At 68.5% G+C, this 5,456-nt stretch carries 4 protein-coding genes; 2 read left to right on the forward strand and 2 right to left on the reverse strand.

Annotated elements, in window-relative coordinates:
- On the forward strand, positions 1-739 hold a 739-nt coding region (locus B7L92_RS04880; RefSeq protein WP_081236247.1), incomplete at its 5' end, for a class E sortase.
- Between the two features lie 13 nt (positions 740-752).
- Complete coding sequence (locus B7L92_RS04885) at positions 753-1,511, forward strand: class E sortase (RefSeq protein ID WP_081236244.1); 759 nt, start codon at positions 753-755, stop codon at positions 1,509-1,511.
- Between the two features lie 231 nt (positions 1,512-1,742).
- Here B7L92_RS04885 and pknB read toward each other — a convergent pair whose 3' ends face one another.
- Both pknB and B7L92_RS04900 read right to left on the reverse strand, forming a co-directional pair.
- Positions 1,743-3,749, reverse strand: a complete 2,007-nt coding sequence (gene pknB / locus B7L92_RS04890) for a Stk1 family PASTA domain-containing Ser/Thr kinase (RefSeq protein WP_081236245.1) — start codon at positions 3,747-3,749, stop codon at positions 1,743-1,745.
- A 167-nt stretch (positions 3,750-3,916) separates the two neighbouring features.
- Complete coding sequence (locus B7L92_RS04900) at positions 3,917-5,395, reverse strand: peptidoglycan D,D-transpeptidase FtsI family protein (RefSeq protein WP_081236246.1); 1,479 nt, start codon at positions 5,393-5,395, stop codon at positions 3,917-3,919.
- Between the last annotated feature and the right edge of the window lie 61 nt (positions 5,396-5,456).

Consider the following 5,456-nt stretch of genomic DNA (forward strand, 5'->3'; position numbering starts at 1 on the left):
CCCTGAGGGGCCGTCCGGGGCGCCGCTGTCGCGGGTGGAGGCACGACGGCGGGCCCGGGCGCGCCGGGCGAGCCCCGCGGTCGTCGCGAGCCGTGCGATCGGCGAGGTGTTCATCACCACCGGCGTGCTGATGCTGCTGTTCGTCACCTACCAGTTGTGGTGGACGAACGTGCGGGCGCAGGCACAGGCCGGCAAGGAACTCAGCGACCTCCAGAGCGACTGGGCGAACGGCAAGCGCAATCCGGGCGTGTTCGAGCCGGGTCAGGGTTTCGCGCTGCTGCACATCCCGAAGCTGGACGTGGTGGTGCCGATCGCCGAGGGCATCAACAGCAAGAAGGTGCTCGACCGGGGCATGGTGGGCCACTACGCGGAGGGCGCGCTGAAGACGGCGATGCCGGACGAGAAGAGCGGCAACTTCGGGCTGGCGGGCCACCGGAACACGCACGGTGAGCCGTTCCGGTACATCAACCGGCTGGAGCCGGGCGACCCGATCGTCGTGGAGACGCAGGACACGTACTTCGTCTACAAGATGGCGTCGATCCTGCCGGTGACCTCGCCGAGCAACATCAGCGTCCTCGAACCGGTCCCGAAGGGCTCGGGCTTCACGGAACCCGGTCGCTACATCACACTGACCACCTGCACGCCGGAGTTCACCAGCAAGTACCGCATGATCGTCTGGGGCAAGATGGACGAGGAACGGCCGCGCAGCAAGGGCAAGCCGGATGCGCTCGTCAGGTAAGGGCAGAGGAAACGTGGCAGCGACCGCCGACGACACCGAACAGCACACCGACGGGCCCGCGTCACCGCCGCCCGCGGCACGCCGCCGCCGCATGAGCCCGGTGGCGCTCGTGGTCAGCCTCTTCGGAGAACTCCTCATCACCGCGGGCCTGGTGCTGGGCCTGTTCGTCGCCTACTCGCTGTGGTGGACGAACGTCGTCGCCGACCGCGCGGCGGGCGAGCAGGCGGACAAGATCCGTGACTCCTGGAGCCGGGAGTCCGACGGCGGCGGTCCCGTCTCCTTCGACAGCAAGGACGGCATCGGCTTCCTCCACGTGCCCACGATGAACGGGGACGAGATCCTCGTCGAGAAGGGCACCTCGATGAAGGTCCTCAACGACGGCGTCGCCGGCTACTACACCGACCCCGTCAAGGCGACCCTGCCGACCTCCGGCAAGAAGGGCAACTTCTCGCTCGCGGCCCACCGGGACGGCCACGGGGCCAAGTTCCACGGCATCCACCAGATCGAGAAGGGCGACCCGATCGTCTTCGAGACGAAGGACACGTGGTACGTCTACAAGGTCTACGGCATCCTCCCCGAGACCTCGAAGTACAACGTCGAGGTCCTCTCCCCGGTCCCGAAGGAGTCCGGGAAGAAGAAGGCCGGCCACTACATCACGCTGACCACCTGCACGCCGGTGTTCACCAGCAAGTACCGCTACATCGTCTGGGGCGAACTGGTCCGCACGGAGAAGGTGGACGACGAACGGACGCCACCCGCGGAACTGCGCTGACCGTCCTCCTCGCAGGGGGCCGGCAGCCCGGCACGGAGAGGGCCCGGAGCCACGACAGGACGTCGCGGCGCCGGGCCTTCCCCGTACCGGGCCCGGCGCGGCCCCGTGGAGGTGCGCGAAGGCGCGCGGAGGCACGGGTGAAGCAGGAACGCGGGTTCGGGACGGACCCACGAAAGAGCCCGGCCCCTCCGAAGAGGGTGCCGGGGCTCCTGCCGTTCCGGGCCGGGAGGGTCAGTCGTTCCCGCGACCGCCGGTGAGGCCGCCGAAGAAGCCGCCGTTGTTGCCGCCGTTGCCGCCCTGCTGGCCGATGGCGATCAGGGTGACCTTGTCGCCCTTCTTGACCTCCTGGCCCTCCGGCGGGTTGCTCTGGATCACCACGGCGTTGTCGTCGTCCACGCCCTCGACCCGCTCGAGCTGCAGGCCCGCCTGGGCGAGGACCTGCTTGGCCTGGCCGACCGTCATCTGAGTGACCTTCGGCATGCCGAACTTCTCTTCCTGCTTGGCCTTGCCGACGACGATCTGGACCTGGGAGCCCTTGCCGATCGGAGTGTTGGCGCTCGGCGTGGTCGAGATGACCTTGCCGACCTGGTTCGGGTCGTCGGTCTCCTGCTCGGTGCAGTTGCCCACCAGGTCGCTGGCCGACATCTGGGCCTTGGCCTCTTCACAGGACCTGTTGATGACGTCCGGGACGGTGGACTTGGCCTCCTCCTTGGCGATCACCAGGGTGATCGTGGAGCCCTTCTCCACCTCCTTGCCGGAGGGCGGGTTCTGGTCGAGGACGCTGTTCGGGGTCTCCGAGGACACCCGGGTCTCCGTCTCGATCTTGAGCTGGTAGTCGTCGCCCTCCAGCTTGGCCTTGGCGTCCTCCAGGCTGAGGCCGATCACGCTCGGCACCGCCACCTTCGGCGCTCCGGTGGACACCACCAGGTTGACGGTGTCCCCCTTCTTGACCTGGGTCTCCGGCTTCAGGTCCTGTTCGCAGATCCGGCCCTTGCTCTGGTCCTCGCAGGGCTTCTCCTCGAAGGAGAGCTTCAGCTCGACGTTGTCGGCGCGCTCCTGGGCGTCCGCTTTGGTCTCGCCCACGAAGTTCGGGACCGCCACGCCGTCGTTGCTCACCCCGTCGCCGCTGAAGGCCCAGCGGCCGATCAGGATCGCGCCGATCAGGACCAGGACGCCCGCCACGACCAGCAATATCGTCGAAGTGTTGTTCTTCTTCGGGTTCTGGCGGCGCCGGTCGGGGCGGTCGTCGTAGCCGTAGCCGCCGCCGTCCGGGTTCATGGGCGGCAGCATCGAGGTCGCCGCGCCGGCGCCGGCGTCCGAGCGCAGGGCCGTCGTCTGCTGGTCGTCGCCGTAGCCGCCGTAACCCGCGGCGCCCATCGCCGCGGCGGCCGCGACCGGCTGGCCGTCGAGGCAGGCCTCGATGTCGGCACGCATCTCGTCGGCCGACTGGTAGCGGTAGTCGGGGTCCTTGACCAGCGCCTTCAGCACGATCGCGTCCATCTCGGGCGTGATCTCGGGGTCGAAGACGCTCGGCGCCTGCGGTTCCTCCCGCACGTGCTGGTAGGCGACCGCGACCGGGGAGTCGCCCACGAAGGGCGGACGGACGGTCAGCAGCTCGTACAGCAGGCAGCCGGTGGAGTAGAGGTCGGAGCGCGCGTCGACCTGCTCGCCCTTGGCCTGCTCCGGCGAGAGGTACTGGGCGGTGCCGATGACGGCGGCGGTCTGCGTCATCGTCATGCCGGCGTCGCCCATCGCACGGGCGATGCCGAAGTCCATCACCTTGACCTGGCCGTTGCGCGTCAGCATGACGTTGGCCGGCTTGATGTCGCGGTGGACGATGCCGGCCCGGTGGGAGTACTCCAGGGCCTGGAGGATGCCGATGGTCATCTCCAGCGTCCGCTCCGGCAGCAGCTTGCGGCCGCTGTGCAGGAGCTCACGGAGCGTGGAGCCGTCGACGTACTCCATGACGATGTACGGGATGGAGACCCCGTCGATGTAGTCCTCGCCCGTGTCGTAGACCGCGACGATCGCGGGATGGTTGAGCGAGGCGGCCGACTGGGCCTCCCGGCGGAACCGGGCCTGGAAGGACGGGTCGCGTGCCAGGTCGGCGCGCAGCGTCTTCACCGCCACGGTGCGGCCGAGGCGGCTGTCATGCGCGAGGTAGACCTCCGCCATGCCACCGCGGCCGAGCACCTGGCCCAGTTCGTACCGGCCGCCGAGGCGACGCGGCTCTTCCATAGCTACCTACCAGCCCTCTCCGTCGGTCCCGGGCGGCATGCGTGCCGCCGGAGGCTGCAGTCCGGGCCTACGGTACCCGGCTCTTTTTGTGTGACCTGGCCAAGTTCGTCAGCCGATACAGGACCGGTACCGCAACGTGCACCGATGTGAAGCAGACGTGACCGGGGTCACTGCTTGGCCTTGACGACCGCCTCCATCACGCTCTTGGCGATCGGTGCCGCGAGGCCACCGCCGGAGATGTCGCCCCGCACCGCGTTCTCGTCCTCGATCACGACCGCGACGGCCACCGGCGAGCTGCCGTCGGCGCTCTTGGCGTAGGAGATGAACCAGGCGTAGGGGTTCTCCTTGTTGTCCACACCGTGCTGGGCGGTACCGGTCTTGCCGCCCACGGTGACGCCGGGGATGCGGGCGTTGCCGCCCGTGCCCTTCTCGACGACCGTCTCCATCATCGACTGGAGGATCTGGGCGTTCTTCGCGGTCATCGGCTTGCTCAGCTCCTCCGGGTCCGTCTTCTCGACGGGGTTGAGGCTCGAGTCCTGGAGCGCGTCGACCATGTACGGCTTCATCAGCGTGCCGTCGTTGGCGATGGCCGCGGTGACCATGGCCATCTGCAGCGGGGTCGCGGCGGTGTTGAACTGGCCGATGGAGGAGAGCGCGGTCTGCGCCTTGTCCATGTCCTTGGAGAAGACGGAGGCGTTGGCGCGGACCGGGGTGAACTGCTCGGCGTTGAAGCCGAACTTCTCGCTCATCTCCAGCATCTTGTCGTTGCCGAGGTCGGCACCGATCTTGCCGAAGACGGTGTTGCAGGACACGCGCAGTGCCTCACGCAGGCTGGCGTCCTCGCAGGGGAGGTCGCCGTCGTTCTTCAGCGGGGTCCTGGTGCCCGGCATGATCCACGGCAGCGGCGTCTGCGTGTTCTGGTCCGCGTCCGTGTAGAGCTCGTTCTCCAGGGCGGCGGCGGCGGTGACGACCTTGAAGGTGGAGCCGGGCGGGTAGACCTCGCGCAGGGCCCGGTTGAGCATCGGGTCGTCGGGGTTGTTCTTCTTCTGCAGCTTGTCCCAGGCCTCGGTGTCCGTGGTGGTGGAGTTCCCGGCGAACGACGACGGGTCGTACGACGGGTAGGAGGCGAGGGCGAGGATCTTGCCGGTGGACGGCTCGATGGCGGCGACGGCGCCCTTGCCGCCCTGCTTCTCCAGCCCTTCGTACGCGGCCTTCTGGGCGGCGGCGTTGAGCGTGGTGACGACGTTGCCGCCCTGCTTCTTCTTGCCGGTGAGCATGTCGAGCGTGTTGCGGAAGAACAGCTGGTCGTCGTTGCCGGTGAGGATGCCGTCCTCGATGTTCTCCAGCTGGGTCGCGCCGTAGGCCTGCGAGGCGTAGCCGGTGACCGGCGACCACATCGGGCCGTTCTTGTAGGTGCGCTTGTACTCGAAGTCGCTGCCCGACGTCTGCTTGGAGCCGGTGATGGGCTTGCCGTCGACGATGATGTCTCCGCGCGGCTGCGCGTAGCGCTCGATGGCGATGCGCCGGTTGCGCTCGTGCTTCTGCAGGGCGTCCGCCTGGACGTACTGGAGCCAGTTGTCGCGGAGCAGCAGGGCGAGGACGAGGAGCCCGCAGAAGATCGCGATGTGGCGCAGGGGCTTGTTCACGGTCGGACCACCTGGGTCATCTCGGCGTCGGGGTTGGTGGCGGGCGCGGGGGCCGGGCGGC

The organism is Streptomyces viridosporus (assembly GCF_002078235.1).
GTDB classification, from domain to species: Bacteria; Actinomycetota; Actinomycetes; order Streptomycetales; family Streptomycetaceae; genus Streptomyces; species Streptomyces viridosporus.

What these genes read in the sequence shown, in the direction of transcription:
- pknB (WP_081236245.1), bottom strand. Translation starts at nt 3,749, where the DNA reads ATGGAAGAGCCGCGTCGCCTCGGCGGCCGGTACGAACTGGGCCAGGTG.